Source organism: Acetobacter tropicalis (assembly GCF_001580915.1).
Taxonomy (GTDB): domain Bacteria; phylum Pseudomonadota; class Alphaproteobacteria; order Acetobacterales; family Acetobacteraceae; genus Acetobacter; species Acetobacter tropicalis.
The window spans coordinates 1-2,614 of the sequence record NZ_LHZQ01000087.1 but is presented as its reverse complement, the minus strand read 5'-3'; the positions used below and the strand labels follow the sequence as shown (position 1 = coordinate 2,614).

General features: G+C 52.3%; 3 protein-coding genes. All 3 read right to left on the bottom strand.

Going from position 1 to position 2,614, the window contains the following annotated elements; all coding sequences use genetic code 11:
- Window positions 1-293 precede the first annotated feature (293 nt).
- The 3 genes from AD944_RS00635 to AD944_RS00625 are packed head-to-tail and all read right to left on the bottom strand — an operon-like array spanning window position 294 to window position 2,572.
- On the bottom strand, window positions 294-2,090 hold the full coding sequence (locus AD944_RS00635; RefSeq protein ID WP_045543181.1) for a DUF2326 domain-containing protein: 1,797 nt from the start codon (window positions 2,088-2,090) through the stop codon (window positions 294-296).
- Entirely contained in the window at window positions 2,077-2,325 is a 249-nt protein-coding gene (locus AD944_RS00630; protein ID WP_045543180.1) for an ABC-three component system middle component 8, read from the bottom strand. Before AD944_RS00630 ends, AD944_RS00635 begins: the two co-directional genes overlap by 14 nt.
- Window positions 2,294-2,572 carry an ABC-three component system protein gene (locus tag AD944_RS00625; RefSeq protein ID WP_308445802.1) on the bottom strand — a complete coding sequence of 93 codons (279 nt, stop codon included), beginning with the start codon at window positions 2,570-2,572 and terminating at the stop codon, window positions 2,294-2,296. Before AD944_RS00625 ends, AD944_RS00630 begins: the two co-directional genes overlap by 32 nt.
- Between the last annotated feature and the right edge of the window lie 42 nt (window positions 2,573-2,614).

Here is a 2,614-nt window from a genome sequence, read left to right as displayed (position 1 = left end):
TTCGTACGCCTCGCGGCGCCCGAAACCCTTCAGGGAAGCTGATAGTCCGGTTTCGCATGGAAACTTGAAAAATCGGACATTCAAAACCGTGAAATAATAGCAACTACAATTCCCAATCGATTGCTGTTTGATTGGGAAAATTTTCTTTTTTTAACGACATACGACTAAAATTATATGTGATGACATAATGAATACCATCTTCAATCATTCGCGCCCGCAACTTTCCTCTCCTGACGCAGCACCATTGCCGATGCCTTAGTCGAGTAAGTACCAAACGCCCCATATCTTCTTTGTCACCACGCCTTCATTTTGAAGAGTCGCCCGTGCTGTCCCTCATCGTGTAACGTGATAATAACTTCATCAGCTGAAAACACCGCCCCCTCATCAGCAGCGCGAGCTGGCACATCAGAATCTATGAGTGTAATAATTGGCTGCAGCCCCATTTCGGCATACCGACGAATGACTATCAGCAGATTCTCCTTCTTGCGATCGTCCAGGGACTCGAACACGCCATCGTGGTAAACGAAACGCGGAAACTTGTCGTCCAAGTGCGCACGCAGGATGGCCAAGTCGAAGGCTATGCACAGCAATTTTCTGTACGTGTGTCCAAGGTCGGCGCTGGTTGCGTTACCTGACTCATCGAGAATTTCCGCCTTGAACTCCAGATGCCCCACCTGGTTCGGCGATACGCTCAGCAACGCCTTGCGGTCGATCACCTCTTCGACAATCTCACTGAAAAATACGCGGATTGCCGAAAACAAGCTGTTCTGATCAGAGTTTTGCTTCTCGACATTCGCCTCAATCTGGGTCTGAAGATGCCCACGCTCTTCGGTCAACGCCCTAATCTCGGTTCGCAGCCCCTGCAGACGATGCAGGAAACCGCGTTGACGCTCCAGCGAAGTAATGTCGGCACGCAGCGTCACCATTTCGTCGGACACCTGCTTGTACTTGCCAAAGATATCGGTACCGCTCAGGAACGACAGCATCTCCGAGCGCTTCTTGCCTAGGGTATTCAGTTCTGTATTAATGCGCTTAAGCTCAGCCTCAACCTCCACGCGTTCTTCCTGCAGATAGCCTTGGCGCTCATCGGTAATGGCCCGATTGAAGGCAATCAACTGCTGAAAATCTTTCTTGATCTGCCCGTTGAACAGGACGCCGACTTCCTCAAACAGACGCTGCGCCTCGTCAGGGTTGAAGAGGATCTGATCCTCCTCCAGTGATGTGATGATCTTCTTCTTGTTCTGGTTGAGAGAGTAGCGTTCAGCATTGAGCGCCGCGATGCGTTCGTCGATGTCATCGACCAACTGCTTAGTGCTGTGCTTGTCCTGGGCGCGGAAGTCGAAGGCGTCGAGCAGTTTCTGCTTCTTCTCAGCCTCTTTCTGCTTGAGCAACAGAATGCCCTCGATCTTGCTGATGTCTTCAATGGACCCGCCCAGTTCGTTCTTAATGGTCTGCGCGGTTGATTGTTTCTCCGTAAGCTGTTTTTCCTTCTCGTAGTGCTGCGCCACGAGTTGAGCGTCAAAGCCGAGAATGTGAGCCAGAAAAGGCTTCCAATCCGAATGCGCAGCCGCGAACTTACGCAGATGAAACACGTCGCGGAAATCGTCCTGGGAGCGCAGCAGGTAGCCCAAGCCTTTGCGGAACCCCCAAGGCTTGAGTGCGCGCCAATCGAGCAATCCATCCAACAAGTCGCGCGCCCGCTCGAAGGGCATGTCTTGGTGGTCCCATTCCGCCAGCGGCAATGCAGATAAGTCTTGATGCCCGGCCGCGTGGCGCTTGAAGCTAATCTTGGTGGCTTCTTCAACGCCGCGCCGGATCGTCACGAACGAAGCATCTTCCAGCTCAATCTCCAGAAAGAAGATGAAGTCCTGGAAAAGATCGATGTGCTTGAAAAGAAAGAACTTGGGATCGCGCTTGGCAAGGAAGCCGAAGTCGAGCAAACGCCCAAGCGTGGTCTTGCCGAGGTTGTGAGTGTCCTTGCTTCGGTTCTCTGGCAGACGAATTTCAGCCATGACGACGTTCAGGCCCTGGACGAACTCCACTGGCTCGAACAAGTCAGGCTTGTTGGAATAAAGTCTAGATAGCTTCATTTGGCCCCATGTACTCCACGGCGTCGGTCTTGGGGCGATATTCGATCAAGCCCATGAGATACAGAAAGTTCAACGCGGGTAAGAACAGCACGTCCCCGCCGACAACACTTTTTTTCGCAAACTTGCGCAACACGTCGTAATCATCTACGCGCCGAGCCTTCAGGCGAGCGAGCAGCAGCAACGAGACGTTGATGACGGTGCGATCAGGATGAGAGTGCTTGCTCGGCCGCAGCATCGCCCACCTCCCCAATATCGCAATTCCAGTACATGTAGAACATTACGGCGCGCGTCAAACGCTTGTGCGCGTGCTGCCGCAATACAGCATCGCGGTTGAACAACAGGTCCACCAGATACTCCATAACCTCGTCGAACGTCTGATAATCCTTGCGCTTGGCGATGATCTTGAGTTGGAACTCATCGACTACAGACTCGTACATACGCAGCAAGTCAAGGTTTTCCGGTGCTGCCAAGAAAGTCCGAATTTGAGCGGTGCTGTCACATTAACTTTGGTTTGTTGAGCTTCT